This window comes from Rhodosalinus halophilus (assembly GCF_003298775.1).
GTDB classification, from domain to species: domain Bacteria; phylum Pseudomonadota; class Alphaproteobacteria; order Rhodobacterales; family Rhodobacteraceae; genus Rhodosalinus; species Rhodosalinus halophilus.
On record NZ_QNTQ01000001.1, the window covers coordinates 124,132 to 150,716 of the forward strand.

The 26,585-nt window shown below is 69.9% G+C and carries 21 protein-coding genes; 11 read left to right on the forward strand and 10 right to left on the reverse strand.

Translation table 11 applies throughout. The features are described 5' to 3' along the window. Positions 1–53: 53 nt before the first annotated feature. The 4 genes from DRV85_RS00525 to DRV85_RS00540 form a co-directional block, all read right to left on the reverse strand. Entirely contained in the window at positions 54–3,152 is a 3,099-nt protein-coding gene (locus DRV85_RS00525) for an efflux RND transporter permease subunit (RefSeq protein WP_113287478.1), read from the reverse strand. Between the two features lie 13 nt (positions 3,153–3,165). Beyond that, entirely contained in the window at positions 3,166–4,296 is a 1,131-nt protein-coding gene (locus tag DRV85_RS00530) for an efflux RND transporter periplasmic adaptor subunit (protein ID WP_233495357.1), read from the reverse strand. Positions 4,297–4,399: 103 nt separating this feature from the next. Then, entirely contained in the window at positions 4,400–4,846 is a 447-nt protein-coding gene (locus DRV85_RS00535; RefSeq protein ID WP_113287480.1) for a VOC family protein, read from the reverse strand. Between the two features lie 174 nt (positions 4,847–5,020). Then, positions 5,021–6,106 carry a cytochrome c3 family protein gene (locus tag DRV85_RS00540; protein WP_199525727.1) on the reverse strand — a complete coding sequence of 362 codons (1,086 nt, stop codon included), beginning with the start codon at positions 6,104–6,106 and terminating at the stop codon, positions 5,021–5,023. Between the two features lie 114 nt (positions 6,107–6,220). On the opposite strand from DRV85_RS00540, the gene DRV85_RS00545 reads away from it, so the two are divergent. After that, entirely contained in the window at positions 6,221–7,726 is a 1,506-nt protein-coding gene (locus DRV85_RS00545; RefSeq protein WP_113287481.1) for a ferredoxin reductase family protein, read from the forward strand. Between the two features lie 334 nt (positions 7,727–8,060). Here DRV85_RS00545 and DRV85_RS00550 read toward each other — a convergent pair whose 3' ends face one another. The 6 genes from DRV85_RS00550 to DRV85_RS00575 form a co-directional block, all read right to left on the reverse strand. Beyond that, a complete protein-coding gene (locus DRV85_RS00550; RefSeq protein WP_113287482.1) occupies positions 8,061–9,320 on the reverse strand; it encodes a DEAD/DEAH box helicase in 1,260 nt (419 codons plus the stop codon). A 358-nt stretch (positions 9,321–9,678) separates the two neighbouring features. Beyond that, positions 9,679–11,193, reverse strand: coding sequence for a sugar ABC transporter ATP-binding protein (locus DRV85_RS00555; RefSeq protein ID WP_113287483.1), 1,515 nt, complete (start codon positions 11,191–11,193; stop codon positions 9,679–9,681). Further along, entirely contained in the window at positions 11,190–12,191 is a 1,002-nt protein-coding gene (locus DRV85_RS00560; RefSeq protein WP_113287484.1) for an ABC transporter permease, read from the reverse strand. The genes DRV85_RS00555 and DRV85_RS00560 overlap by 4 nt, the downstream gene beginning before the upstream one ends. An 11-nt stretch (positions 12,192–12,202) precedes the next feature. Next, positions 12,203–13,201: an ABC transporter permease gene (locus DRV85_RS00565; protein WP_113287757.1), complete on the reverse strand. Its 999-nt coding sequence runs from the start codon at positions 13,199–13,201 to the stop codon at positions 12,203–12,205. Between the two features lie 57 nt (positions 13,202–13,258). Next, the gene (locus tag DRV85_RS00570; protein WP_113287485.1) at positions 13,259–14,071 is read right to left on the reverse strand and encodes an SDR family NAD(P)-dependent oxidoreductase; all 813 of its coding nucleotides are present in this window, start codon (positions 14,069–14,071) and stop codon (positions 13,259–13,261) included. An 82-nt stretch (positions 14,072–14,153) separates the two neighbouring features. Continuing rightward, entirely contained in the window at positions 14,154–15,110 is a 957-nt protein-coding gene (locus DRV85_RS00575) for a sugar ABC transporter substrate-binding protein (RefSeq protein WP_113287486.1), read from the reverse strand. A 299-nt stretch (positions 15,111–15,409) separates the two neighbouring features. On the opposite strand from DRV85_RS00575, the gene DRV85_RS00580 reads away from it, so the two are divergent. The 10 genes from DRV85_RS00580 (at position 15,410) to DRV85_RS00625 (ending at position 26,552) form a co-directional block, all read left to right on the forward strand. Beyond that, positions 15,410–17,140 carry an ABC transporter substrate-binding protein gene (locus tag DRV85_RS00580; RefSeq protein ID WP_233495358.1) on the forward strand — a complete coding sequence of 577 codons (1,731 nt, stop codon included), beginning with the start codon at positions 15,410–15,412 and terminating at the stop codon, positions 17,138–17,140. Positions 17,141–17,167: 27 nt separating this feature from the next. Continuing rightward, positions 17,168–17,974, forward strand: coding sequence for an SDR family NAD(P)-dependent oxidoreductase (locus tag DRV85_RS00585; RefSeq protein WP_113287488.1), 807 nt, complete (start codon positions 17,168–17,170; stop codon positions 17,972–17,974). Between the two features lie 145 nt (positions 17,975–18,119). Beyond that, positions 18,120–19,418: a M24 family metallopeptidase gene (locus DRV85_RS00590; RefSeq protein WP_113287489.1), complete on the forward strand. Its 1,299-nt coding sequence runs from the start codon at positions 18,120–18,122 to the stop codon at positions 19,416–19,418. A gap of 114 nt (positions 19,419–19,532) precedes the next feature. Beyond that, positions 19,533–20,549 carry a thiamine pyrophosphate-dependent dehydrogenase E1 component subunit alpha gene (locus DRV85_RS00595; RefSeq protein WP_113287490.1) on the forward strand — a complete coding sequence of 339 codons (1,017 nt, stop codon included), beginning with the start codon at positions 19,533–19,535 and terminating at the stop codon, positions 20,547–20,549. After that, positions 20,546–21,544, forward strand: coding sequence for an alpha-ketoacid dehydrogenase subunit beta (locus DRV85_RS00600; protein WP_113287491.1), 999 nt, complete (start codon positions 20,546–20,548; stop codon positions 21,542–21,544). The genes DRV85_RS00595 and DRV85_RS00600 overlap by 4 nt, the downstream gene beginning before the upstream one ends. Then, positions 21,534–22,898, forward strand: a complete 1,365-nt coding sequence (locus DRV85_RS00605) for a biotin/lipoyl-containing protein (RefSeq protein ID WP_113287492.1) — start codon at positions 21,534–21,536, stop codon at positions 22,896–22,898. The genes DRV85_RS00600 and DRV85_RS00605 overlap by 11 nt, the downstream gene beginning before the upstream one ends. Positions 22,899–22,912: 14 nt before the next feature. Further along, complete coding sequence (locus DRV85_RS00610; protein WP_113287493.1) at positions 22,913–24,370, forward strand: NAD-dependent succinate-semialdehyde dehydrogenase; 1,458 nt, start codon at positions 22,913–22,915, stop codon at positions 24,368–24,370. A gap of 1 nt (position 24,371) precedes the next feature. After that, entirely contained in the window at positions 24,372–25,262 is an 891-nt protein-coding gene (locus tag DRV85_RS00615; protein ID WP_113287494.1) for a 2-oxo acid dehydrogenase subunit E2, read from the forward strand. Positions 25,263–25,266: 4 nt separating this feature from the next. Further along, positions 25,267–26,028, forward strand: a complete 762-nt coding sequence (locus DRV85_RS00620) for an SDR family NAD(P)-dependent oxidoreductase (protein WP_113287495.1) — start codon at positions 25,267–25,269, stop codon at positions 26,026–26,028. Between the two features lie 344 nt (positions 26,029–26,372). Continuing rightward, positions 26,373–26,552: a hypothetical protein gene (locus DRV85_RS00625; protein WP_113287496.1), complete on the forward strand. Its 180-nt coding sequence runs from the start codon at positions 26,373–26,375 to the stop codon at positions 26,550–26,552. The last annotated feature ends 33 nt before the right edge of the window (positions 26,553–26,585 follow it).

Consider the following 26,585-nt stretch of genomic DNA (forward strand, 5'->3'; position numbering starts at 1 on the left):
CCGGCGATGCCGGGACCGAACGGCGCCGCCTTCCGCGCGGCGCCGTTTTCGCGTCAGCCGGCCAGCGCCTCCTCGAGTTCGCGTGTCAGCCGCCGCGTCTCCTCGGCGCGCGGCTTCGAGAAGCGCGCGAGCAGGAGGTAGGCCACCGGCGTGAGGTAGAGCGTGGAGACGGTGGCGAGGCCCAGGCCGCCCACGATCACCCAGCCCAGCGCCTCGCGCGCCTCGGCCCCCGCGCCCGCCGACAGGATCAGCGGGACGCCGCCCAGCACGGTCGAGGTCATCGTCATCATCACCGGCCGCAGGCGGATGGTGGCCGCGTCCTGGATCGCGTCGCGCACCTCGGCTCCGCGGTCGCGGAGCTGGTTGGCGAACTCGACGATCAGGATACCGTTCTTGGCCATGATGCCGATCAGCATGACCAGACCGATCTGGGAATAGACGTTCAGGCTCTGCCCCGTGAAAAGCAGCGCGAAGGCCGCGCAGGCCAGCCCGATCGGCACCGTCGCCATCACGACGACCGCCGAAATGAAGCTTTCGAACTGGGCCGAGAGCACCAGGAACACCACCGCGATGGCGAAGGCGAAGACCATCACGATGCCGGCATTCGTCTGATCAAGCGTCGCGGCCTCGGCCAGCGGCACGATCCGGTTTTCCTCGGCCATGAGGTCGCCCGCCAGCGTCTCGACCCGCGCGAGCGCGTCGCCGAGCGCCAGCTCGGGCGTCAGCGAGGCGGTGATCTCGACCGAGCGCTGCTGGTTCTCGCGTTCGAGTTCCGGCGCGACGGCACGTTCCTCGAGCCGCACGAAACTCGACATCGGCACCATCTGCCCCGAGCCCGAGCGCACGAAGATATTCTGCAGGTCGCCGGGGTCGTTCACCGGACTCGTCGTCGAGAGCATCTGCACGTCGAAACTCTCGTCCTCGACGAAGACCGAACCCACGGTGCGCCCGTTGAGCACCGCGCGCAGCGCCTCGCCCAGGCCGGTGATGTCGATGCCCAGATCCGAGGCCCGCGTGCGGTCGATCTCGACGAAGAGCTGCGGCTGCGTGGTCTCGTAGTCGAGCCGCACGCTGCCGAAGGCCGGCTCCTGCTGCATCCGCGCCACCAGCGCCTCGGAGAGCTCTGCGAGCTGGTCGTAGCTGTCGCCGGTGATGGCGAAGCGCAGCCCCCGTCCCGCGCCGCGGATGCCCAGCGAATTGGGCTGGATGGCGAAGGCGCGCACGCCGATGATCTGCCTGAGCGCGCCGTTGATGTCGCCCACGATCTCGTCCTGACTGCGCGCGCGCTCGGCCCATTCCGAGAGCGAAAAGACCATGAAGCCGCGGTTGTCGGCGCCGAAGCCCGCGATGGAGAAGACGTTGACGATCTCGCCCGACTCCTGCAGCGGCGCCATCGCCGCCTCGATCTCGCGCATCTTGCCCATGGTGTAGTCGAGCGCGACCCCCTGCGGCGCGCGCACGCTCAGCAGCGCCACCGCGCGATCCTCGCGCGGGGTCAGCTCCTGCCGGATTCCCTCGGCCACGAAGACGGCGGTGGCCGCGAAAAGCCCGGCGGCGAGCAGGATCACGAAAGGCACCGAGAGCGCCCAGCGCAGGCTGCGCGCGTAGAGCGCGGCCAGCACCCCGCCCCCCCAGGCGACCGGCCCGCGGCGCGCGCGCGTGTCGGCCCTGAGCAGCCGGCTCGCCAGCACCGGGCAGAGGGTGAGCGCCACCACCGACGAGATCGCCACCGCCATCGCCAGCGTGAATCCGAACTCGCGGAAAAGCCCGCCCGCCTGCCCCGGCAGGAAACTGAGCGGCACGAAGACCGCCGCCAGCGTGGCCGTGGTCGTGACGACGGCGAAGAACACCTGCCGCGCGCCCAGCACGGCCGCGGCCCGCGGCCCCATCCCCTCGGCTCGGCGGCGCACGATGTTCTCGAGCACCACGATCGCGTCGTCCACGACGAGGCCGGTGGCGAGCACCAGCGCGAGCAGCGTCAGGATATTGACCGAGAAGCCGACGATCCAGATCGCGGCGAGCGTGCCGATCAGCGCGACGGGCATGGTGATCGCCGGGATCAGCGTCGCGCGCGCGTCGCGCAGGAAGACATAGATCACCAGCACCACGATCAGCGTGGCCGCCGCCAGCGTCTTGAGCACCTCCCGGATCGCGCCGTTGATGAAGACCGCGTCGTCGGAGGTGACGAAGATCGCAACGTCCTCGGGCAGCGTGGCGTCGAGCCGGGCCACCGTGTCGTGCACCGCGGCCGAGATCTCCAGCGTGTTGCTGCCCGCCTGCCGGATGACGCCAATGCCCACGCCGGTCTCGCCGTTCGCGCGCAGCACGGTCTCGTTGGGCGCGGGGCCCAGCGTCACGGTCGCCACGTCGCGCACCCGCACATGCGGGGCGAGCTGCAGGTCCTCGAAATCCGAAGGCGCGGCCAGCATCGCGGTGGTGCGCACGTTGATCGACTGCCGCTCGCCCGCCAGATCGCCGGCCGGCGCGTTGAAGCCCGCATCGGCCAATGCGCGCCGCATGTCGGCCAGCGTGAGACCGCGGCTGGCCAGTTCCGCGAGATCGACATCGACGCGGAAGATCGGCGCGCGGTCGCCGTAGACCTGCAGGTCGGCCACGCCCTCGATCGAGATCAGCCGGTCCTCGACCCGCTCCTGCACGATCTGCGTGAGTTCCTGCGGCGATCGGGTGGCCGAGGTCACCGCCACGCGCACGACCGGCTGCGCGTCGGCGTCGGCCTTGACGATCTCGGGATCCTCGGCCTCGTCCGGCAACTGTCCCGAGATGCGGGCCACGGCATCGCGGACATCGGTCGCGGCCACGTCGATGTCCACGCTCTCGTTGAACTCGAGTGTCACGCGACTGCGCCCGAAGCGCGAATTGGACGAGATCGAGCGGATGCCCGCGACGCGGCCGACCGCACCCTCGATCCGGCCCGTCACCTCCTGGTCGATGGTCTCGGGCGAGGCGCCGGGGAATTCCGTGGTGACGGTGACCACCGGGCGGTCCACGTTGGGCAGCTCGCGGATCTCGGCGCCGAAGAGCGCGGCGAGCCCCGCCAGCACGATCAGCGCACTGAGGACATAGGCGAGGATCGGGCGGCGCACGAAGAGCGCGGTGCCCCCCTCCGCCGTCCGGGTGGCGTCCTCCATCATCGGGCCGCCTCTCTCACAGCGGCCGCGCCCCTGCCTCGAGCGCCGCGCGCGGCTCGGCGATGCGCACCTCGGCGCCCGGCCGCAGGTTCTGCACCCCCTCGGTCACGACCATCTCGCCGATCTCCAGTTCGCCCTCGACCAGCACCGACTCCGCGTTGCGCTGGCGGATGGCGACGGGAACGCGCACCGCCGCGCCGTCGCGCACGGTCCAGACGTAGGCCCCATCGCCCGACCACTGCACCGCCAGCGGATCGACCGCCGGGAGCGTCTCGCCCGGAAAGGAGAGCGCCACCTCGAAGGCCATGCCGGCGCGCAGCAGGTCCGCCTCGTTCGGCAGACGGCCCTGCACGCGCAGCGTCCGGCTCGCGCGGTCCACGGTCGCGTCCACCGCATGCACCTCGCCTTCGAGCGTCCGTCCCGGCAGCGCGAGCGCCCGTGCCTCCAGCGGCATGCCCGCCTCGATCCGGCTCGCGACGCGCTCGGGCACGCGGAAGTCGATCAGGATCTCGGACCGGTCGGTGATCGTGACCAGCACGTCTCCGCTGGTGACGCGATCGCCCTCCTCGATGTCGGGCACCCCGGTCCAGCCGGCGATCGGTGCGCGTATCGTGCGCTGGGAAAGATCGTATTCCGCTTGCCGCAGCGCAAGTTCCGCCTGCCGCAGCGCGAGCTCGGCCTCGCGGAGCCGCACCTCGGTCACCGATCCGGTGCCGGCCAGACGCTCGAGGCGCTCGACATCCTCGCGCGCGTCCGCGAGCATCAGCTCGGCCCGCTCGAGCGCGATGCGCTCCGCCTCGTCGTCGAGCCGGACGATCAGGCCACCCTCCTCGACGCGCCCGCCGGGCGCGAAGCCGATCTCGACCACCTGCCCCGTCGCGTCCGAGCGCACATCCACGCCGCGCCGCGCCCGGCCGTCGCCGATCGCCGCGACGCGATCGTCGATGCGGCCTTCCGTCACCGGCTCGGCGACGACCGTCGCCGGCCCGCCGCCGCCCCAGCCGCCGCCGCCCTGCTCATCGGCCTCGACATGTTCGATCCCCACGAGGTCCAGCACGCCGATCCGGTCGAGAAACGGCAGCCAGGACGGCACATAGGCGATCCACAGCGCCAGCGTGCCGGCGATCACCAGAGCGGAGAGGAGCAATTGTCGAAACATTCTCGGCGAGAGCCTCCGGCGGTGCCGGAAAGCATATAGCGCGCCGCGCGAAATGTCACAGCCGCGCGGTCACGGCCCCGAGAGCGCCGCGTCAGCCCAGCCCCTTCTCGCGCAGTTGGCGCCGGGCGTCTTCGCCCTTGTCGAGATCGAGTCCCATGCCCTCGAGCACGGCGCCGGTCTTGGAAAACTGCACGTCCGAATAGGCCACGATCTCGAAGATGTTGCCCCAGGGATCCCGGAAGCGGTTGCGCCCGACCGCCGCGCCAAGCTGATCGGCCGCGGCCATGACGGCCTCGCGGTCGTCCACGACGAGCCCGAAATGACGGTGCGTGTCGGTCTCGACCGGGCCCGGCTCGCTCAGGGCGAGGAACTGGTCGCCCATGTCCACGAAGGCGCGGCCCTCGCCCCGCCCGCGCAGCCGGATCTCGAAGATGCGGCCGAGAAAATCCAGCGCCGCCTCGACATCGCCCACCTCGATCGCGACGTGGTTGATCCCGACCATCCGGGCCCTGCCGCCCTCTTCACTGTCCGCTGGCATCGCGTCCCGCCTCCTTCGGCGGCGTGGTGGTGCCTCGGGAACCCGGCCCTCGGCTTCGGAAGGCGAAGGATGAACCGGAACCGGCACTCACGTCAAGAACGCCGGAAAGGCGAGGGATTTCATTCTCATGCGGGCCATTCCTCCACCACGCACCGTCCCGTCGGAGGCCGGTGCTCAGCGCCGCTCGAGGGCGTCCATGTCGATCTCGACGCGGTCCGACAGGCTCGCGAGACTGTCGTGGAGCAACTGCAGCGCATAGGCGGGGTTGTGCGTGTAGGCGCCCGGATCCAAGGCCACGAACTGGTAGTTGTAGGCGGCCTTCAGCAGGCGGGGCGTCCAGGTCGTGTATCGATTGGGAAAGACCGCCTCGGCCTCGGCGATCTGCCCGTCTCCGTCCGAGTCGGTGAAGAAGTACGGGAAGCTGCCGGGCGCGTAGGCGATGGGCGTGCCGATCACCTCCTGCGCGTAGGTGCGGATCGCTGCCTCGAGCTGCGCATGCAGACCCATGATCTCGGCATGGATACCGCCCGCCGTCGAGCCGTCGCCGTCGAAATCGGCGTGGCGCATCCGGATCGCGCGCAGATCGTCCACCCCCTGATGGCAGCTCAGGCAGCCCTCCGCCGCGACCTCGGCGTCATGCGCCTGATGGCAGTCGAGGCAGGTCTGCGCGCTCGGCACATGGGCGAAGGTGCCGGCGTAGTCGCGGCCCGCGTATTCATAGCCGCCGCGAACGTCCGCGCCGTGCGTGACCGCCGCAGCGAGGCCGTAGTGGACGTTGATGAAGGACAGGTCGGCCGACACGGCGTCCTCCTCGATCTCCGCGACGGCCTGGGCCACGGCATCGCCCGAATACCTGCCCTGGTGGCAGACGTAGCAGGTCGCGTTGCCCCCCAGCCCCGACTGCGTCACGCCCGACGGAAAGCGCACCGCGTCGAGGGCGTGGCCCGCCGCGGTGTGGCAGGAGGCGCAGCCGATCACCGTGTTGATCGTGCCCGGGTGCTCCACCGACAGCGCCGGGCTTCCGTCCACGCCCAGATAGTCGAGCATCCCGGTCTCGGAGTGGCAGGCGGCGCAGGCGGCCGGTACCTCGCCCTCGTCGTTCCAGTAGGTGAAGGAAGGCGAGCTGTAATTCCCGTGCGGCCCGTCGAGCCAGGCTTCCGTGATCGCTTCCAGGCTGAAATCCTGGGCAAGCGCCGGCGAGAAATGCGGCAGCGCCGCGACTGCGGCGACGAGTGCGCGCGGCGCGCGGAGCGGGAGCATGGGCCTTCCTCCTTCTGCATGCTAGCCAGCCTGGAGTCGATCATACGACTGTAACCGTATTCTGTAACATCGCGTCGCGCCTGGCACGCGCCAAATGTATCAACAGGAAGCATCATGACCGCTCCGCAGACCCCTGCCGAAATCGAAGGCGCGGCCACGACGCGAGAGGCGTCTGCCGGGCGCCGGGGCGCGCGGATCAGGATCTCGGCCGCGTGGCTGGCGGCGCTCTACCCGGGCGTCTGTCTCGCGCCTCTCGCGCTGAGCTTTCTCCGTCCCGTCGCGCCCGCGCATGCCTGGGAACTCGCCGCGGCGGGCCTGGGTATCGCGGCGCTGGCTGCCATGGCGGTGCAGTTCGTCACCTCCGGTCGCTTTGAGGCGTTCACCGGCGCGCTGGGCATCGACCGGATCATGGCCTTTCACAAGGTGGCGGCCTGGTGGGTGCTGCTGGCGCTGCTCCTGCATCCGGTCGCCTATGTGGTGCCGACCTGGCTCGATGACCCGGCGCTCGCCATGGAGCGTATGGTCGCCTATCTCACGCTGCCGCACTATCGCAGCGGCGTGGTGGCCCTTGCGGCGCTGCTGGCTGTCGTTCTTCTGGCCGACCTGCGCGAGCGGCTGCCCTGGCCTTACGAGCTGTGGCGCGCGAGCCATCTCCTGCTCGCGATCGTCGCGCTGGGCGGCGGGCTGCACCACGCCGTGCATGTCGGCCGGTTCAGCGCCGAGGGGCCGGTAGAGCTCTACTGGTGGGCCGTCGGCGCGGCGGCCCTGGCGGCGCTCGCCACGCTCTACGGTTGGCGCTGGCTGCGCCTGCACCGTCGGCCCTGGCGGCTCGCCTCGGTCACGACCCTCGCCGACCGTCTCTGGGAGATGGACATCCAGCCGGTCGAGGGCACGCCCGCCCTGCCCTACGCCGCAGGACAGTTCGTCTGGATGACGGTGGGTGGACGGCGCTTTCCGCTCTTCGATCACCCCTTCTCCATCGCTGACAGCCCATTGCGGCCGGGCGTGTCGCTCATCGTCAAGGAAGCGGGGGATTTCACCGACACCGTCGGCACGCTCGCGCCCGGCACGCCCGTCGGGATCGACGGCCCGTATGGCGACTTCACGCTCGAGGCGCACCGCGGCGACGGCGTGCTGCTCCTGGCGGCCGGCGCGGGCATCGCGCCGATCATGGGGCTTCTGCGCGACCTCGCGGCGCGGCGCGACCCGCGGCCCGTCCGCCTCGGCTACGCAGCAGGGCGGCCGGCGAACATGGGCTGTCTCGACGAGATCGCCGGGCACGGCGAAAGGCTCGATCTCGACTCCCTGCTCGTCGTCGAGGAGGGCGGTCCCGGCTGGCGCGGCGAAACCGGCCTGCTCGACCGCTCCAGGCTCTCGCGGCTGCTCGAGGGGCTGGACCCAGAGCAGTGCGTGGCGATGATCTGCGGGCCGGGCCCGATGGTCACGGCCGTCTGCGATACCCTGCTCGAGCTCGGCGTGCCGATGGAGTGCGTGATCTACGAACGTTTCGACTACGCCGGCGGGCGGTCCCGGCAGGACCACCGGAGGATGCGGCGGTTTCTGGGGCTCGGCGCAGCGCTCGCGCTGGGCGTCGCGGCCTTCGTGGCGATGGCCGCGTGACCGCCCCATCCGGCCTTGCATCGAGGCCGGCCGGGAGGGACAGGCGGGCCTGCATCCCGGGTCGGTATGCTCTGCGAGCATGTCTCCACGTCCGGACCTGCCCCCGCAGATCGGCCGCAACCTCGCAACGCGCGACGGCCCGACCGTTGGATCTCCGGTCGCGGCGTCACGTCCGGTCGTCGGCCGCGCGGCGAAGACGTGTCAACGGCCAGCCCCGGGGATGTAACGGAACGTGAAGGCGCGGACGCGGCCGCCGGCAGCGCCACGAACTAGGCTGCTTCCGGCGATGCGAGGCCCTGCGCGGCCCGGTGAGCGGCGTCGCGCGCCGCCTCCGTCAGGCCGCCCGGCGCCGGCGCGGCCGCCGCCGTTTCGGCGCCTGCGTCGCGGCTCCGCCGTTGCCGCCGCCGCGCGGCCGACGCGGAGCCGACCCCTCGCGCCGTCCGGCCTTGCCACCTTCGATGCGGAGCGGGCTCGTTCCGCTCGCGACCGGGATCTCGGTCTTCATGAGCTTCTGGATCTCATGGAGGAGCTCCGCCTCGTCGGGCGCGCAGAAGGCGATCGCCTCGCCCTCGCGCCCGGCCCGGGCGGTGCGCCCGATGCGGTGCACGTAGTTGTCGGGCACCTCGGGCAGATCGTAGTTGATCACATAGGCAACGCCGGGCACGTCGATGCCGCGCGCGGCGACGTCGGTGGCCACGAGCGTCGTGATCTCGCCCGCGCGGAACGCGCGGATGGCCCGGTCGCGCTGGCCCTGGCTCTTGTTGCCGTGGATCGAGGCAGCGTTGAAGCCGTCGGCCACGAGCCCCTTCATCAGCTTCTCGGCCCCGTGCTTCGTGCGCGCGAAGACGAGCGTCAGCGCATCCAGATCGCGCGAGAGGATCTCGCGCAGCCGCGCCGGCTTCTCGGCCTTGGGCAGGAAGTGCACGGACTGCGCGATCTTGTCGGCGGCCTTGCCCGGCGGCGCCACCTGCACGCGGCGCGGGTCGGTCAGGTAGGCGCGCGAGAGCTCCTCCATCTGCTTGGGCATGGTGGCCGAAAAGAGCATCGTCTGGCGCGGCGTGCCGAGGCGGGGCGCGATCTTGCGAAGCGCGTGGATGAAGCCGAGGTCCAGCATCTGGTCGGCCTCGTCCAGCACGAGATGGCGCACCTGGCCCAGATCCACCGCCCGGCGTTCCATCAGGTCGATGAGCCGTCCGGGGGTGGCCACGAGGATGTCGGTCCCGCGGGAGAGCAGGTTGATCTGCCTGCCGATCGACTGGCCGCCCACGACGGTGGCGACCCGCAGCCGGGTGCCGTCCGTCAGCTGACGCAGGCTCTCGGCGATCTGGTTCGCCAGTTCCCGCGTCGGCGCGAGGATCAGCGCCTTCGCTGTCCCGGGCTGCGGCTTGCCGGGCGCGCCCAGCAGGTGGTGGACGATCGGCAGGCCGAAGGCGAGCGTCTTGCCCGTGCCGGTCTGGGCGAGGCCGAGGATGTCGTGCCCCTCCATCGCCAGCGGGATCGCCCGGGTCTGGATCGGGGTGGGCTGCGTGAATCCCGCGCGCGTCAGCGCGGTGTCGAGTTCCGGCGCGAGGCCGAGCATGTCGAAATCGAACAAATCGTATCCTTTGCACCGCGACCGGACAGCGAGCCGGCGCGGCCGATGAGGGGCCGCAAAGGCGCGGCCGGCGAGGGTTCGCGGAACCTTCGAGGGAACGGGCCTCTCCCGCGCCTTCCAGGCATCGCGTCAGGCACCCTGCGTGATGGGGAAACTGAAGTCTTTGCGCGCTGATGGCCCCTCGGGCGGGGCGCGGCATGCTCACGCGGCAGCGCAGCGCACGGGTCAGATGACCTTTCGGCGGTGCATTGTCAAGCGGCGCAGTCCGATCCGCGCCGGTTGCGTGATCCCGCCGTCGGGGCGCGCGAGGTTCCGCGCCATGGGCGTCTCCATCCGTCCCCGGCGAAACCGGCCCGCATCACGCGGCCTTTTCGTCCGGCCGGATCCCCGAGATCGCCTGGATCAGGTTGTCCTCGGTCACCTCGTCCGAGGTGAAGCTGCGGATCAGTTCGCCGTGATACATCGCCACGATCCGGTCCGAGACGTGCAGCACCTCCGGCATCTCCGAGGAGATGACCATCACCGCGTAGCCCTGCGCCGCAAGATCGCGGACCAGCTTGTGGATCTCCGACTTGGAGCCCACGTCGATCCCGCGCGTCGGCTCGTCCACGATGAGAAGGGTCGGATGCATCGACAGCCACTTGCCGATCACGATCTTCTGCTGGTTGCCGCCGGACAGGTTCCCGACGAGCTGGCGCCAGCCCGGCGTGCGGATGTCGAGCCGGTCGCGGTACTGGTCGAAGATCGCGACCTCCGCGCCTTCGGCCACGAAGGGCCCGGCCTTCAGGTCGTCCACCTGCGGCAGGGTCATGTTGTCCCGACAGTTCATGCCGAGCACCAGCCCCTGCCCCTTGCGGTCCTCCGGCACGAGGCTGATGCCGCGGGCGATGGCGTCGGCGGGCGAATGCAGCCGGACCTCCTCACCGTCGAGCAGGATCTGCCCGAAGGAGGGTTCGCGCAGGCCGAAGAGCGTCTCGGCGATTTCGGTGCGGCCGGCGCCCACCAGCCCGTAGAAGCCCACCACCTCGCCGCGGCGGATCTCGAAGCTCACGTCCCGGTAGAGATCGCCGCAGGAAAGGCCCCGCACTTCCACCGCGACGTCGCCAAGCTCGGCATGGCTCTCGTTGCGCGACAGGTCGAGCGAGCGGCCGATCATCAGCTGCGTCACCTCGTCCTCGTCGGTCTCCGCCGTCACCAGCGTGCCGCGATACTGCCCGTCGCGGAGAACCGAGATGCGGTCGGTGATGCGGAAGATCTCCTCCATGCGGTGGGAGATGTAGATGATGCCCACGCCCTGCCGCTTGAGATCCTCGATCACCTCGAAGAGCACCACCTTCTCGGCGTCGGTGAGCGAAGCGGTCGGCTCGTCGAAGATCACCGCCTTGGCGTCCACCGTCAGCGCGCGGGCGATCTCCACCATCTGCTGGTTCGCGATGGACAGCGTGCCGACCACGGTGCGCGCGTCGAAGCCCACCTTAAGCTGCGCGAGGATCTCGTCGGTCCGGGCGTGGAGCGTCTTCCAGTCCACGCGGCCGAAGGACTTGCGCGGCAGCTCGCCGAGATAGATGTTCTCGGCCACGGTGAGTTCCTCGGCGAGGCTCAGCTCCTGGTGGATGAAGACGATCCCCTTGGCCTTGGCGTCCAGAGGGTTGGCCATCACGACCGGCTCCTCGCCCACGAGGATGCGGCCCTCGTTGGGCTGGTGGATGCCGCCCAGCACCTTCATCAGCGTCGACTTTCCCGCCCCGTTCTCGCCCATGAGCGCATGGACCTCGCCGGGCAAGACCTCGAAGGACACCCCGTCGAGCGCGCGCACGCCCGGGAAGGTCTTGACGATGTTCTCGAGCCGGAGCGCCGGTGTCTTGTCGGTCATACCCGCAGGGCCTCCTTGCCCCTCACGTTCAGCTGACGGTCGAGGAACAGCACCGCGATCAGGATGAGGCCGATCACGAGGTTGACCGTCTCGGTGTCCGCGCCGATGTGGCCGAGGCCCTTGCGCAGGATCTGGATCGCGAGCACGCCCCCGAAGGTGGAGATGATCGAGCCCGACCCGCCGGTGAGCTTGGTGCCGCCGAGCACCACCGCCGTGATCACCCAGAGCTCGTAGAGCGTGCCGTCGTTGGGGTTCACGGAGCCGGACTCGGAGTAGAAGACCACCGCAGAGAGGGCCGCCAGGAAGCCGATGATCATGAAGTTGATCATGATGTGCGGGCCCACGCGGATGCCCGCGTTGACCGCCGCCTCGCGGTTGTCGCCGATGGCGTAGGCGTTACGGCCGTGGACGGTGCGGTTCATCAGCCACCACATCGCGGCCGTCACCAGGAGCAGGAACCACGTCGCCGTGTGCAGCCCGAGAAACTGCGCCTCGGCGAAGTCCACCAGCGTCCAGTTGAGGTGCGAGGTCGGCTGCTCGCCGTTGTACATGAAGACGAGCCCGCGGAAGCCGAGCATGGCGCCCAGCGTCACGATGAAGGCGTCCACGCCCGTCTTCCAGACGATGAAGCCGTTGATCGCGCCGAGCGCCACGCCGGTGAGCAGCGCGAACATCCAGGCGAAGGGGATCGCCCAGTCGCCCATCGCCGCCATGAAGGGCCAGGTCATGCTGTCCAGCAGCACGATCGCGGCCAGCGCGAAGGTGGCGCCCACGCTCAGGTCGATGTTCCCGTTCACCATGATGAGCGTCATGCCCATGGCGATGATGCCCAGCGGCGCCGACTGCTTCAGCAGAAGCAGCATGTTGTCCCAGTTCATGAACGCCTTCTCGGAAAGCGACATGAACTCTCCGGCGATGGAGAAGAAGATCAGCTCGAGGACGATGAAGCCCCAGATCGCCCCGCGCTTCAGGAAGGTGCTCAGTTGTCCCGGTGCCATGGTCCGCTCCTTCACGCGATGGGCGACAGCAGGCGGCCGCGCTTGGCCGCGACGTCGAGCCAGACCGCGAGGATGATGATGATCCAGGTCACGACGTACTGGACGTAGAACTCGAGCCCGATCAGCAGCAGCCCGTTCTGGATGAAGCCGAGGATCAGCACGCCGATCACCGTCTTGAAGATCGTGCCCGAGCCGCCCATCAGCGAGGCGCCCCCCAGGATGACGGCGGCGAGCACCTCGAGTTCCATCCCCTGCCCGACGGTGTTCTGCGAGCCCATGGAGCGGCTGGCCTGGATGAGCCCCGCCGTGGCCACGCAGAAGGCCGAGACCAGGTAGCAGGAGAAGACGACCCTTGCCCGCCGGATGCCCGAGAAGGTGGCGGCGGTGCCGTTCCCGCCCACGGCGTAGACCTTCCGCCCGAAGGGCGTCTTGGCCAGCACGATGCCCAGAAGGGCGGCGAGCGCCGCGAAGATCAGGATCGGCACGGGGATGCCGAGCGCCTCGCCCTGGCCGAAGACCGAGAACCAGGTGCCCTCCTTGTCGGCGATGTCCATGTTCTGGCCGCCGGAATAGGTGAGCGTGAGGCCGTGAATGGCCGAGAGCATGCCCAGCGTGACGATCAGCGAATTGAGCCGCAGATAGCCCACGAGGAAGCCGATCACCGCCCCGATCGCCAGCGTCATGGCGAACATCGCCGGGATCGCCAGCGCCGGCCCGAGCTTGTCGTGCAGGTCGAGCACCACGATCGTCGAGAAGCTCATGAGCGAGCCCACCGAGAGATCGAGGTTGCCGCTGATCACCACGAAGGTGACCCCGAGCGCCATGACCCCCAGAATCGCCGAGGACCGGATGACGCCGAGAATGTTGTCGGGCTCGAGGAACCGCTCGTTGGCGACGGTGAACCCGACCATGAAAAGGACGAAGGCGATCAGGATTCCCTGGCGGGCGAGGAATGTGCCCACCTTCGCCCCTGTCAGGCCGCCGGTCCGCGCGGCGGGCCGGCTCTGCATGGCCTCGCTCATGGCTGTCTCCTCCCAAGCCCTTGCGGGCGCCGTCGGGCAGCGGCGTCAGACGAGGGTCATGCCCCCGTCGATCATGACGACCTGCCCGGTCATGTAGTCGCTCTCGCGCGCGGCGAGGAACGTCGTCGTGCCGGTGATGTCGGCGGGCGTCGCGACGCGGCCCTTCAGGATGTCGGCGGCGAACTCCTCCATCGCCTGCCCGGGCCGCTCTGCGGCGCCGATCTCCATCAGGTCACGGTCCACCTGGTCCCACATCTCGGTGGCCACCACGCCGGGCGCGAAGCCCGTCACGGTGATACCATGGCGCGCGAGGTCCCGCGCCCCCGATTGCGTGAGCGAGACCACCGCCCACTTCGAGGCGCAGTAGGGCGCCACGTTGTCGAAGCCCTGGCGGCTGGCAATCGAGGCAGTGTTGACGATCTTGCCCGCGATCCCGTCGGGACCCTTGCCCTGCGCGATCATCTGGCGGGCCGCCTCCTGCATGCCGATCAGGCAGCCGAGACCGTTCACGCCCATGATGAAGTTCCAGTTCTCCTCGGTCACGTCCATGAAGTTCATGGGCTTGTTGACGCCCGCGTTGTTGAACTTCACGTCGAGCCGGCCGTAGCGCTCCACCACCTGCGAGACCGCGTTGCGCACCGAGGCGCGGTCGCGCACGTCGAGCCCGACCGCCATGGCGTTGCCGGCATTGCCGTTGAGGCGCGCGTTGGCCGCCTCGGCGACCTGCGCCGCGCCCTCGCCGTCGAGATCGGCGAAGCAGACCTGCGCGCCTTCCGCGAGCAGCGCCTCGCCGATGGCCCGCCCGATCCCGCGAGCCGCGCCCGTCACCAGGCAGACCCGCCCCGATACGCGTCCCATGCCGACCTCCCGCACGAAGTGTCCCAGCCTTGCCGGAAGCGGCCGCGGCGCCGGAGCCCCGCGACCGCCCGGGGAGGTTCGCTCAGAAGACGGGCTTGGAGAAGTCGCCCATGTTCTCCTGGGTGATCTTCGGCGTGTCGAAGTAGTTCAGGAACGGCACGTCCTTGCCTTCGAGCACGTCGATCGCGGTCTGGAGCGCGGCTTCGGCGTCGTCCACGGGCGACTGGTAGATCGACCCCCAGTAGTCGCCGTTGGCCATCGCCTCGTAGCCCACCGCGAAGTTCGTCGCGCCGACGAAGACGATGTCCCCGGCGCGGCCCGCGGCCTTGGCCGCGTTCAGCGCGCCCACGCCCATGTTGTCGTCGCCGGCATAGACGCCGTCGATGTCGTCGTACTTGACGAGGAAGGCCTCCATCACCTGCTGGCTCTTTTCGCGGTTCCAGTCGCCCGGCTGCGTCTCCATAAGGGTCACGTTCGGGCAGACCTCGGGCAGACGGTCCTCGAAGCCCTTGGCGCGCTCGATCGCGGTGGTGTAGCCCGGCTGGCCAGAGATCTGGACGATCTGCGCCTCGTCCTCGATGCCCATCTCCTTGAAGCGGTCGCACATGATCTCTGCCGAGCGCGCGCCCTGGGTGATGTTGTCGGGACCCGAGAAGGACGCCACGAAGTCGAAGCCCTGCTTGGCGATGTTGGAGTTCGTGACGATCACCGGGATGTCGGCCTGGAACGCCTTGCGCACCGCCGGGATCACCGCTTCGCCGTTCGTCGGCCAGATGATGATGGCGTCCACCTCCTGCTGGATGAGATCCTCCATCTGCGCGATCTGGCGGGCCACGTCGCCGCCCGCGTCGAGCACCACGGTCTCGACCATGTCGTTCGCTTCCGCGGCTGCGATGAAGGCCTTCTCGTAGGTGGTCTGGTAGCTGTCGACGCCCACGTTGTTCTGCGTGATGCCGATCCGGTATTCCTGGGCGGTCGCCGCCCCGGCGAGGCCGAGGCCGGCGGCGGTGGTGGCGGCAAGCATGCTGCGCAGTTTCATTCGGATTCTCCTCCCGGTTCGTCTGCAATCTGTTCTGGCCCCGCACCCTCCTCCGGGCGGGGGAATCGCCGCGGTCCCTGGCGGCGAACATCGCTGACCTTGCGCCCTCGGGCTCTGCCGCGATGCCCATAACTTGTCCACAATGGAGCAACAGATATCCATTTTGGATACAGTGGCGATATCACGCCCTGTCCGGAATGAACATGTTGCGAGGGCCCAGTATGGCGCAATCGAGAAAATCCAGATCGAACGAAACCGCCGGCGCCGACGCGCCGCGCCCGCCCAAGGCGACCTTCGGAATGAGCAAGATCGGCAAGCTTGACCCGCATTCGGCCGCGATGCCCGCGGCCAAGGGCGACGCCTTGCGCCTGATCGGCTACATGGAGGATCTCTGCGAGGAGGTGGAGGGCACGATCGAGCTCGTCTCGACGGACCCGCATCTGCGCATGGCGCTCTACCTGCTGCGCTGCCACTTCGAGGGCCGGACGGTCACGCCAACCTCGATCATCGGCGCGAGCAACGTGCCCTACGCCACGGGCACCCGCCGGCTGCGCGCGATGCTTGAGGCGGGACTCATCGAGCAGCGCGCCCGCACGGCGAGCGGCAAGACCTTCTCGCTGCACCCGAGCCCCGCCCTGCTGGAGGCCTGGACGCAGCTCGCCGACCGGCTGCGCCGGCTCACCGAAGCCCGGCTCGGCCTCGGCGCGCGCGATCCCGCCACGGACGACTACTATTTCGGCGGCTCCTACCGCGTGGCCCATGCGGTGCCCGCGCTCGGGGCGCGCAGCGAGCCGCTGCGCCTTGCCGGCGGGCTGCGGGTGCTGGCCCACGGCGACCCGACCTTCATGGTCATGGACAATCTCAAGCGCCAGTTCGAGCAGTCCATCGGGCTCTCGATCCACCAGCGCGCCTTCTCGATCGACCGGCTGCGCGACGAGGCGCTCAAGAACGCCGAGCGCAGCACCAGCCGCTACGACATCGTCGCCGTCGACCTGCCCTGGATCGGCGAATTCGTCGAGAAGGGCGTGCTGATGCCGCTCGACGCGGTGATGGACGTGGCGCGCCTCGACCCGGCCGACTTCCACACCGCCGGCTGGGCGGCCACCCACTGGGGCGGCCGGCCCTATGGCGTGCCGGCGCAGACCACGCCGGAGCTGCTCTTCTACCGCAAGGACATGTTCGCGCAGGCGGGGCTGGAGCCGCCGACGACCACCGAGGCGCTGCTCGACGCGGCGCGCGCGCTGCACGACCCGGGCCGCGGCGTCCACGGGATCGCCTGGAACGCTGCGCGCGGCACGGCGCTCGGCCACACCGTCCTGATGACGCTCGCGGATTTCGGCCAGCCGGTGCTGGACCTCGCGCCGATCTCGGGCGGCTTCGACTGCGCCGACCTCGCCGGCGGCACCCACCGCCCGACCATCGACACCGAGGCGGGGCTCGCCGCCGCCGAGTTCCTGCGCGAGCTTCTCGGCTATTCGCCGCCCGACATCCTTTCGATGTCGTGGTACGAGCGCATCCGCCCCTACGCGGCGGGCTCCGTCGCCATGGCCTACGGCTACACGCTGCTGGCGCCCTATTTCGAGCTCGACCCGTCCTCGCCCGCCTGCGGGCAGACGGGCTACCTGCCGCATCCGCCCGGCCCGGGCGGCAGCTCGGTCGCGCCAGTGGGCGGCTACGCGCTCGGCATTCCCGCCAATCTCGCGCCCGAGCGCCGCGAGGCGGCCGCCGAGGCGCTCACCGTCTTCACCTCGCCCGAGGCGCAGAAGCTCTTCGTGCTGAACGGCAGCCGCACCAACCCGCGCTACTCGGTTGGCGCCGACCCCGAGGTGCGGCGCATCTCGACGATCTTCGAGGCGGTGGAGGCGATGTCCTGGCGCGACGAGCTCCAGTTCTGGCCGCGCCCGCCGATCCCCCGGATCAGCGACATCATCCGCATCTGCGGCGAGGAATTCCACGACATGCTGCGGGGCCTGAAATCCCCGCGCGAGACGCTGCGCGCGGCCCAGTCCCGGGCCGACGCGCTGTTCTGAGACACCAGGGACCGAGGGAGGAGCGACATGGACCCCGAACGCCTCAAGGGCAAGAACATCCTGATCACCGGCGCCGCGAAGGGCATGGGCGCGGCCAACGCCCGGCATTTCGCCGAGCAGGGCGCCAATGTCTGCATCGGCGACATCGACATCGACGAGGCGGAGAAGGTGGCCGGGGAGATCAACGCCCGCGGCAACGGCCAGGCGATCGCGGTGAAGATGGACGTCACCCGGCGCGAGGACAACGCCGCCGCCGTCGCCGCCACCGTGGACGCCTTCGGCGAGATCAACGTGGGCCTCTTCAACGCCGGCCTCAACAAGCCCCGGTTCTTCATGGATATCGACGAAGACAACTGGGACATGATCATGAACGTCAACACCAAGGCGATGTGGCTCGGCATGCAGGAGACCGCGCGCCAGATGATCGACCAGGGCAAGCGGGACTACCCCTACAAGATCATCAACGTGGGCAGCATCGCCAGCCGCAAGCCGCTGGTGGACGTGACGGTCTACTGCACCTCGAAATACGGCTGCCTCGCGCTCACCCATTGCGGTGCGGTTGCGCTGGCCGAGCACAACATCACCGTGAACGGCTACGCGCCGGGCGTCGTGGTCACGCCGCTCTGGGAGCAGCTCGACAAGGACCTGATCGACATCGGCTTCAAGGAGCGCGAGGGGCAGGCCTACGAGGACATCGTGCGCGATCAGCTTCAGATCAAGCGCGTCTCCTACCCCGACGACGTGCGGGGGACGGCCGCGTTCCTCGCCTCGCCCGACAGCGACTACATGACCGGCCAGATGATCCACATCGACGGCGGCTGGTGCATCCAGTGACGGCCGCGGGCGTAGGGTGCGTGCTCGGCACGCACCGGCCGCCCCTCCGACCGACCGACCCAAGATGCGTGGCAAGCACGCACCCTACGCCGCGAAAACCCGCATGACGGTGCGTGGCAAGCACGCACCCTACGGAGGATACCCGATGAACCTCGCCCTGAAGCCCAACGTGCTGACGCCGCAGGACCTCGAACCCAACTGGCGCTGGGAGGGACGTCTTCCCGCTCCGGGCCACATGTCGGTGGATTTCGAGCGCCGGATCGACCATGACCGGCTCCGCCGCTACCGCCTCGCCCGGACGCGCCAGGCGCTCGAGGCGTCGAACGCGGGCACCCTTCTGCTCTTCGACGTGAACAACATCCGCTACGTCTCGGCCACCAAGATCGGCGAGTGGGAACGGGACAAGATGTGCCGCTTCTGCCTGCTGACGGGCGACGAGTCTCCTTACGTCTGGGATTTCGGATCGGCCGCCGTGCATCACCAGAAGTATTCCGACTGGCTGGAACCCGACCACTGCCTCGCCGGGGTGGTGGGGATGCGCGGCACCATCCCGCCCGAGTTCGGGCTGATGCGGAAGTACGCGCGTCAGATCGCCCAGCTCATCAAGGATGCCGGCATGGCCGACATGCCGGTGGGCGTGGACTACGCCGAGACGGCGATGTTCCACGCGCTGCAGGAGGAGGGCCTGCATGTCGTGGACGGCCAGCAGATCATGCTCGCCGCGCGCGAGATCAAGAACTGGGACGAGATCCAGCTTCTGACGCAGGCCGCCTCCATGGTCGATGGCGTCTACCACATGATCTACGAGGAACTGAAACCCGGCATCCGCGAGAACGACATCGTCGCGCTCTCGAACAAGATGCTCTACGAGATGGGCTCCGACGACGTCGAGGCGATCAACGCGATCTCGGGCGAGCGCTGCAACCCGCATCCGCACAACTTCACCGACCGCTACTTCCGCCCCGGCGACCAGGCCTTTTTCGACATTCTCCAGTCCTACCAGGGCTACCGGACCTGCTATTACCGGACCTTCAACATCGGCCGCGCCACCCCCGCACAGCACGACGCCTACGTGAAGGCGCGGGAATGGATCGACGCCTCCATCGAGATGATCAAGCCGGGCGTCACCACCGACAAGGTCGCCGCCGTCTGGCCCAAGGCGGAGGCGTTCGGCTTTCCCTCCGAGGACGCAGCCTTCGGGCTGCAGTTCGGACACGGCCTCGGCCTCGCGCTGCACGAGCGACCGATCATCAGCCGGGCCGTCAGCCTCGAGCACCCGATGGAGATCCAGACCGGCATGGTCTTCGCGCTCGAGACCTATTGCCCGGCGGCGGATGGCTACTCCGCCGCGCGGATCGAGGAGGAGGTGGTGGTCACGGACACCGGGGTGGAGGTCATATCGCTCTTCCCGGCCGAGGAGCTTCCCATCGCCAACCGGTATTGAGGTGCGTGCAAGCACGCACCCTACGGCCGGGGCGGGCGTAGGGTGCGTGATCTCACGCACCGCTTTTCACCAGGACGACGACAGCACCGCGGCGTGGCCCGCGCGGGAGGACAGATGACCAAGGCGAGGACCAACACCGAGGACTATGTGCGGATGTACCGGCAGATGGTGCGCATCCGCGCCTTCGAGGACAACGCCAACCAGCTCTATCTCTCGGCGAAGATGCCGGGGCTCACCCACATGTATTCCGGCCAGGAAGCGGTGGCCGTGGGCATCTGCGAGGCGCTGACCGACGAGGACCGGATCACCTCGACGCATCGCGGGCACGGCCATTGCGTCGCCAAGGGCGCGAGTTTCCTCGAGATGTTCTGCGAGCTTCTCGGCCGCGAGGAGGGCTATTGCCGCGGCAAGGGCGGCTCCATGCACATCGCCGACCAGGCGCACGGGAACCTCGGCGCCAACGCGATCGTCGGCGGCTCCATGGGGATCGCCACGGGGGCCGCGCTCAGCGCGAAGCGCCTCGGCCGCGATTTCGTGACGGTCTGCTTCTTCGGCGACGGGGCCACGGCGCAGGGGCTCTGGTACGAGGTGATGAACATGGCCGCGCTCTGGCGGCTGCCGGTGATCTACGCCTGCGAGAACAACGGCTACTCCGAATACACGAAGACCGAGGAGATCGCGGCGGGTTCGCTCACCGCGCGCGCCGAGGCGTTCGGGATCGAGGCGCACAAGGTGGACGGACAGGACGTGCTCGCCGTGAACGATCTGGCGCGCAAGCTCGTGGAGCGTGCCCGCCGCGGCGAGGGGCCGTTCTTCGTCGAGCTCGACACCTACCGCTACCACGGCCACCACGTGGGCGACATCAACCGCGACTACTATCGCTCGAAGGACGAGGAGGCGGCGTGGAAGGAGCGCCGCGATCCGATCGTCAATTTCGGCAAATGGCTGGAGTCGGAAGGGATCCTGACGGCCGAGGAACTCGTCGCGATCAACGACGAGATCCGCGCGGAGGCCGAGGCCGCCGTCGCCTACGCGCTCGACGCGAAATACCCCGACGCGGGCGAAGTGGACATGCATGTCTTCGCCGGCGTCGAACACGCCCTGCCCTACATCGACGGAGAGCGGACATGACCCGCGAGATCACGCTTGCCAAGGCCGTGAACGAGGCCATCGCCGAGGAGATGCGCCGCGACCCGACCGTCTTCCTGATGGGCGAGGACGTGGCCGAGGCCGGCACCCCCTTCAAGGTCCTGGCCGGGCTTGTGGACGAGTTCGGGCCGGACCGGGTGATCGACACGCCCATCTCGGAGCCCGGCTTCGTCGGCATGGCGGTGGGCGCGGCGATGACCGGCTCGCGCCCGATCGTGGACCTGATGTTCGGGGATTTCCTCTACCTGGTGATGGACCAGCTCTGCAATCAGGCGGCCAAGACCCATTACATGTCGGGCGGCAAACTGAAGGTGCCGATGGTGCTGCGCACCAATCTCGGCGCCACGCGGCGCTCGGCCGCCCAGCACTCGCAGTCGCTGCATGCGCTGGTGGCGCATATCCCGGGCCTCAAGGTGGCGATGCCCTCCTCGGCCTACGAGGCGAAGGGTCTCCTGAAGACGGCCATCCGGGACGACAACCCGGTCGTCATCTTCGAGGACAAGCTGATGTACCAGGACAAGGCGGCCGTCCCGGAGGAGGCGTATCTCATCCCCTTCGGCGAGGCGGCGGTGCTGCGCGAGGGGCGCGACATCACCTTGGTCGCCACCTCCTCCATGGTGCAGGTGGCGCGGCAGGCCGCGGAGACGCTCGCCTCCGAAGGCATCTCCGCCGAGGTGATCGATCCCCGCACCCTGGTGCCCTTCGACGAGGCGACCATCGTGGAGAGCGTGAAGAAGACCTCCCGCGCGATCATCATCGACGAGGGCCACAGGAATTTCGGGGTGACGGGCGAGATCGCCAGCCGCATCTCGGAAAAGGCGTTCTACCATCTCGATTATCCCGTCCAGCGGATGGGCGCGATGGACGTGCCCGTGCCGTTCAGCCCCGCCCTCGAGGATCTGACCGTGCCCACGCCGGACGCGGTCGCCGAGCGGGCCCGCGCCGCCGTCAGGGGAGAGCTGGCCGATGCCGCATGAAGTGATCATGCCGGCGCTCGGCATGGCGCAGGACTCCGGGCTCATCGTCGCCTGGCTGAAAAGCCCGGGCGACGCCGTGAAGGCCGGCGACGCGCTGATGGAGGTGGAGACCGACAAGGCCACGATGGAGGTGGAGGCCGCCCATGACGGCTTCCTCGCCGACGTGCGCGCGGCGGAGGGCGAGACGGTTCCCGTGGGCCGGATCGTGGCGCTCATCGCCGAGACGGCGGACGGCGCGGACGAGGCCCCTGCCCCGGCCGCGCGTGCGGGCGACGCGCCGGATGCCGCCGCCGAGGCCGCCGAGCCCGACGGCGAGGCGGCGCTGCCCGAGGGGCACCAGGTCATCATGCCGGCGCTCGGCATGGCGCAGGACTCCGGGATCGTCGTTGCCTGGCACAAGGAGCCGGGCGAGGCGGTGGCCGAGGGCGACGCGCTCCTCGAGGTGGAGACCGACAAGGCCACGATGGAGGTGGAGGCCGACCGGGCGGGCTATCTCGCCGCGATCCTCGCGGAAGAGCGCGACGACGTGCCCGTCGGACAGGTCATCGCGGTGATTTCGGCAGAGGCGCCGGCGACCCCGGTCCGCCGCGCGATGGCCGCCGCGCCCACCCCGGCGCGGCCGGAAGCCGCCCCGGCCCGGCCGGAGCCGGACAAGACCGCCGAGCGCCCACCCATCCCCGCGCCCCGGCCTGCGGAGGTTTCGACAGCCACCGCCCCGGCGGGGCGCATCCTCGCCTCGCCGAAGGCGCGCAGGCTCGCCGCCGAAGAGGGGCTGGACCTCGCCCGTCTCGCGGCGGCGGGATACCCCCAGCCCTTCCACGTCGCGGACCTGGAGACGCTCCGCGCCCTGCCGAAATCCGCCGCGCCCGCCGCGGCGGCGGCGGGCGGCGAGGTCGGGGTGATCTCGGCCGAGATCGACGCCGCCGCCTACGACGACTTCCAAGCCTGGCTCGCCTCGGTGACGGACACGCCCCCGGACGGGCCGCGCCTGCTCGCGGCCTTCGCGGCCGGGGCGATGCGCGCCGCGCGCGGCGCGGAAGGAAAGCTGACGATCGCAGCAGGGGCGCTCGGCGCGCCTGCCGCGATGGACGATCCGGACCTCGCGCCGCTCTCGGCCGCGCCCGCGCCGTCGGAGGCTCCGCCGGCGCTCATCCTCCGCGACCTGACGGGCACCGCGCTCACCGCCGTGAAACCGGCCGCCGCGCATGTTCCCCGGCTCACAGTCACCCGCAGGGGCGACACGCTCGCCCTGCATCTGGCCCATGACGCCGCCGCGCTGCCGGAGGAGGCCGCGCTCGCCCTCGTCGCGGGCCTCGCCGGCCGGCTCTCCGAGCCGCTGCGGCACCTGCTCTGACACGGGAGACCCCAATGACCAAGCTCGACCGGATCTTCGAGACCCTGCCCACCGACCTCTACATCGGCGGCGACTGGCGCCCGGGCGCCGAGGGCGCGCGCTTCGACGTGATCAACCCCGCCGACGAGACCGTGCTCGCCTCCGTCGCCTCGGCCACGACGGCGGATGCCGACGCGGCGCTCGACGCGGCCGAGGCTGCCTTCGCCGACTGGGCGGGCCGCACGTCGCGCGAGCGCGCCGAGGTGCTGCGCCGGGCGTGGGAGCTGATGACCGCGCAGCTTGAGGATTTCGCCCGCCTCATCACGCTGGAGAACGGCAAGGCGCGTGCCGACGCGATGGGCGAGGCCGCCTATGCCGCCGAGTTCTTCCGCTGGTTCGCCGAGGAAGCCGTGCGCGCCGACGGGCTCGTCACCCGCGGCCCCTCGACCGGCGCGCGGATCGTGGTGCAACACAAGCCCGCGGGCATCGCCGTGCTGGTCACGCCCTGGAACTATCCGGCGGCGATGGGCACGCGAAAGATCGCCCCCGCCCTCGCGGCGGGCTGCCCCGTGATCATCAAGCCGGCCTCCGAGACGCCGCTCACCATGCTCGCGCTCATGCCGCTTCTCGAGGAGGCGGGCGTGCCCAAGGGCCTCGTCAACGTGCTCCCCTCGCGCCGGAGCGGCGCGCTCGTGGATCACCTGATGCACGACCCGCGGGTGCGCGTGATCTCCTTCACCGGCTCGACGCAGGTGGGCCGCAAGCTGCTGCACGGCGCGGCGGACCAGGTCCTTAAGCCCGCGATGGAACTCGGCGGCAACGCCCCGCTCATCGTGTTCGAGGACGCCGATCTCGACCAGGCGGTCGAGGGCGCGATGCTCGCCAAGATGCGCAACCTCGGCGAAGCCTGCACCGCGGCGAACCGCTTCTACGTCCACGAGGCGGTGGCCGAGGCGTTCGCGCGGAGGATGACCGAGGCGATGGGCGCGCTGAAACTCGGCGACGGGCGGGAGGAGGGCGTGGACGTGGGCCCCCTCGTCAACGCCGACACGCGCGACAAGGTGCACGCCTTCGTCGAGGACGCCGTCGCCAAGGGCGCCAGGCTGCGCCTCGGCGGGCAGCTTCCCGGCGGGAAGGGCTTCTACTACCCGCCCACGGTGCTGACGGATGTCCCCGAGACGGCCGACTGCGTAAGGGACGAGATCTTCGGCCCGGTCGTCGCGATGCAGACCTTCACCGACACCGAGGACGTGATCCGGCGCGCCAACGACACGGAATATGGCCTCGTGGCCTACGTGTTCTCGGGCGACTTCCGGCGTGGCCTCCAGGTCTGCGAGCGGCTCGACTACGGCATGGTGGGGCTCAACCGGGGTCTCGTCTCGGACCCGGCGGCGCCCTTCGGCGGCACGAAGCAGTCCGGCCTCGGGCGCGAGGGCGGCCATGAGGGGATGCACGAGTTCATGGAAACCCAGTACATCTCGGCGGAGTGGTGAGATGGCCGACGTGATCGCCAGCCCCTCCGTCCGCAAGCGCGCCGCCGAGCGGGGCGTGGACCTTGCCGCCCTCGCCCGCGATCTCGGCCGCGAGACGATCGGGCAGGAGGATATCACAGGCGCCGCCCCCGCCGGCCCGGCCGCGGGCGCCCCCGCGGCTGACACGAGCCACTGGGAGGTGGACCACGCCGCCTGGGGACCGGTGCGCGAGGCGCCCATGAGCCGCTTCGCCCGCGTCGCCGCCCAGAACCTCGCCGCGGCGCAGGCCCTCATCCCCGCCGTCACCCATCACGACCGGGCGGACCTCACCGGCGTCGAGGCGTTCCGCGCCCGGGTCAGGGAGGAGGCGCGCGCCGAGGGCGTCCGGCTCACCACGCTCGCCTTCCACGTCAAGGCGCTGGCGCGCTGCCTGCGCGACTTCGAGCGCTTCAACGCCTCGCTGTCCGCCGACGGCGAGACGCTGATCCTGAAGGATTACGTGCATGTGGGCATCGCCGTGGACACGGCCCACGGGCTCATGGTGCCGGTGATCCGCGACGCCGACCGCAAGGGGCTCCTGCGCATCGCGGCGGAGATCGGAGACCTCGCCGCGCGTGCGCAGGCCCGCAAGATCCGCCCCGACGAGATGGGCGGCGCGTCGATGACGATCTCGAACCTGGGCGGCATCGGCGGCACCGCCTTCACCCCCATCGTGAACCCTCCCGAGCTTGCGATCCTCGGCATCACGCGCACCGAGGTGGTGCCCCTCTGGGACGGCGAGGCGTTCCGGCCCGTGCCCATGGCGCCGCTCGATCTCAGCTACGATCACCGCGTCATCAACGGCGCCGACGCGGCGCGGTTCCTCGCCGCCCATGCCGGCTACCTCGCCGATCCGCGCCGCATGCTGGTGTAGCCCCATGGACATTCATCCCGATCTCTCCGGAAAGACCGCCCTCGTCACCGGCTGCCGGCGCGGCATCGGGCGGGCGATCGCCGTGGCGCTCGCGCGCTCCGGCGCGGACATTCTGGGCGTCAGCGCCTCCGTCTCGGAGGACGACGACGTGGCCCGGGAGGTGCGCGCCGAGGGGCGCCGCTTCACCGCCCTGCCCTGCGACCTTTCCGACCGCGCGGCGCTGACGGTGCTCTGCGACACGCTGGCGCGGGACCACCCGGCGGTGGACATCCTCGTCAACAACGCCGGCACGATCCGGCGCGCGCCTGCTGCCGAGCACGCGGACGCGGACTGGGACGCGGCGATCGCCACGAACCTGACCGCGCCCTTCGTGCTGACGCGCGAGATCGGCCGCGGCATGGTCGCGCGCGGCGCCGGCAAGATCGTGTTCGTGGGCTCCGTGCTGAGCTTCCAGGGCGGCATCCTCGTGCCCGGCTACGCGGCCAGCAAGGCCGGCGTCGCGCAGCTCGCGCGCAGCTTCGCGAACGAGTGGGCGGCGCATGGCGTCAACGTGAACGCCGTCGCGCCGGGGTATGTCGCCACCGACAACACGGCCGCCTTGCAGGCGGACGCCGAGCGCAGCCGCGCCCTTCTGGAGCGGGTGCCCGCCGGACGCTGGGGCAGGCCCGAGGACATCGCCGGGCCCGTCCTCTTCCTCGTAAGCGAGGCCGCGGGCTTCGTGCATGGCGCCGTGCTCGCGGTGGACGGCGGCTGGCTGGCCCGGTGACCTTCCCCCACGATCAGGGCCGGGGCGATCCCGAATCTTCCGGTCGAGTTTGCGTGTCGAGCGGCGGCGCCGAGACCGCAAGTGTCTCAAGCACCGGCGCGGTGGTTTTGGTCAGGAACTCCGTTGGTGAGAGGTATCCGAGCGCCGAATGCGGGCGCGCAGATGCTGAAGCAGCCCTCGCGGCCTACATCGAGAGAAAGACCCGACCGAGTGGTCCCACGCAGCCGCAAGACCTGAGCATCTCGATGTGCCTGACGCTCTACGCGAGGAGCACGCGGTCGATGTGGCCGCCCCGGCCACCCAGGAGATGGCCGCCCAGAAGGGCGTCGAGATGGATTTATCCGATGTCACCCCCCAACACCCTCAAGCACACCGCCATCACCTGGATGATGCAGCGGGGTGTCCCGATCTGGCAGGTCGCCGGCTACTTCTCGACCTCGACCTCCACGATCAAGAGCACCTACTGGCACCATCATCCCGATTGGCACGAGGCCGCGCTCGAGTCCTTCGACCGACGCGCCTGATCGAACCCGCCAGTCCGGAATGGCGGCAGGTTG

Coding starts and splice junctions, on each gene's coding strand:
- DRV85_RS00580 (WP_233495358.1), top strand. CDS start 15,410: ATGAGCAAGATCGGCAAGCTTGACCCGCATTCGGCCGCGATGCCCGCG.
- DRV85_RS00540 (WP_199525727.1), bottom strand. CDS start 6,106: ATGCTCCCGCTCCGCGCGCCGCGCGCACTCGTCGCCGCAGTCGCGGCG.
- DRV85_RS00625 (WP_113287496.1), top strand. CDS start 26,373: ATGTCACCCCCCAACACCCTCAAGCACACCGCCATCACCTGGATGATG.
- DRV85_RS00575 (WP_113287486.1), bottom strand. CDS start 15,110: ATGAAACTGCGCAGCATGCTTGCCGCCACCACCGCCGCCGGCCTCGGC.
- DRV85_RS00525 (WP_113287478.1), bottom strand. CDS start 3,152: ATGATGGAGGACGCCACCCGGACGGCGGAGGGGGGCACCGCGCTCTTC.
- DRV85_RS00605 (WP_113287492.1), top strand. CDS start 21,534: ATGCCGCATGAAGTGATCATGCCGGCGCTCGGCATGGCGCAGGACTCC.
- DRV85_RS00535 (WP_113287480.1), bottom strand. CDS start 4,846: ATGCCAGCGGACAGTGAAGAGGGCGGCAGGGCCCGGATGGTCGGGATC.
- DRV85_RS00545 (WP_113287481.1), top strand. CDS start 6,221: ATGACCGCTCCGCAGACCCCTGCCGAAATCGAAGGCGCGGCCACGACG.
- DRV85_RS00615 (WP_113287494.1), top strand. CDS start 24,372: ATGGCCGACGTGATCGCCAGCCCCTCCGTCCGCAAGCGCGCCGCCGAG.
- DRV85_RS00620 (WP_113287495.1), top strand. CDS start 25,267: ATGGACATTCATCCCGATCTCTCCGGAAAGACCGCCCTCGTCACCGGC.
- DRV85_RS00560 (WP_113287484.1), bottom strand. CDS start 12,191: ATGGCACCGGGACAACTGAGCACCTTCCTGAAGCGCGGGGCGATCTGG.
- DRV85_RS00565 (WP_113287757.1), bottom strand. CDS start 13,201: ATGCAGAGCCGGCCCGCCGCGCGGACCGGCGGCCTGACAGGGGCGAAG.
- DRV85_RS00600 (WP_113287491.1), top strand. CDS start 20,546: ATGACCCGCGAGATCACGCTTGCCAAGGCCGTGAACGAGGCCATCGCC.
- DRV85_RS00585 (WP_113287488.1), top strand. CDS start 17,168: ATGGACCCCGAACGCCTCAAGGGCAAGAACATCCTGATCACCGGCGCC.
- DRV85_RS00555 (WP_113287483.1), bottom strand. CDS start 11,193: ATGACCGACAAGACACCGGCGCTCCGGCTCGAGAACATCGTCAAGACC.
- DRV85_RS00590 (WP_113287489.1), top strand. CDS start 18,120: ATGAACCTCGCCCTGAAGCCCAACGTGCTGACGCCGCAGGACCTCGAA.
- DRV85_RS00595 (WP_113287490.1), top strand. CDS start 19,533: ATGACCAAGGCGAGGACCAACACCGAGGACTATGTGCGGATGTACCGG.
- DRV85_RS00570 (WP_113287485.1), bottom strand. CDS start 14,071: ATGGGACGCGTATCGGGGCGGGTCTGCCTGGTGACGGGCGCGGCTCGC.
- DRV85_RS00610 (WP_113287493.1), top strand. CDS start 22,913: ATGACCAAGCTCGACCGGATCTTCGAGACCCTGCCCACCGACCTCTAC.